The sequence below is a fragment of the Pantoea pleuroti genome, from assembly GCF_014156615.1.
Classification (GTDB): domain Bacteria; phylum Pseudomonadota; class Gammaproteobacteria; order Enterobacterales; family Enterobacteriaceae; genus Pantoea; species Pantoea agglomerans.
Genome location: NZ_SBFD01000031.1, coordinates 1 through 575, shown reverse-complemented (window position 1 = coordinate 575; position 575 = coordinate 1). Strand labels below are relative to the sequence as shown.

2 protein-coding genes are annotated in these 575 nt (G+C 43.0%); one reads left to right on the top strand and one right to left on the bottom strand.

The features are described from left to right. Positions 1-38 precede the first annotated feature (38 nt). Positions 39-287, top strand: coding sequence for a hypothetical protein (locus EPG66_RS22815; protein WP_031591060.1), 249 nt, complete (start codon positions 39-41; stop codon positions 285-287). A 23-nt stretch (positions 288-310) separates the two neighbouring features. On the opposite strand, the gene EPG66_RS22810 is transcribed toward EPG66_RS22815, so the two are convergent. Beyond that, positions 311-575: hypothetical protein (locus EPG66_RS22810; RefSeq protein ID WP_182688190.1), on the bottom strand; the 265-nt coding region annotated here is incomplete at its 5' end.

The window sequence follows — 575 nt, the reverse complement described above, 5'->3', positions numbered from 1 at the left end:
CCAGACTGTCTGAATAATAGAAAACCGGAGCACATGCATTGAAAATAAAACGAAGAACTGTCTGGACATTGCTGTGCCTGTTCTGTGCGCTGTTCTGGATTCTGATATTCTCTTTCTTTAACCATGCTTTAGCGGCAGACCAGCATCATAAAAAAAGCCGCAGTTATGGTGACGTTCCTCCAGAACAGCTTGTTCAGAAAATAAAACGGCTTGATTTGACAGAGCAACAGAGAAAATTTCTGGAATCGGTATTGCAAAACGAGGGTGCCAGGGATGAAAAGAAATGATTAGGCTGTTCCCTCTCTTGATCTCATTCATTGTCACCGGACGCTAACCTGAAGAAATTTTGCAGTGCCATTAACACCCTTCCAGTCAGGGCAATCTCGAGCAGAAATGTGGGATCTTTTTGCTGCAACCAGAAGAGAAAATCAGGATCACTGGTTAACGGCTCTAATTCACGATAAGCAACTTTCAGAAGCGCTAAGTTATTGATATAGGTATCAAGCGAGGTATAACGGCCCTCGCTGAGTTGTAAAAGTAACAGGTCAATACGTGCCTTTATGTCTTTAACGTGC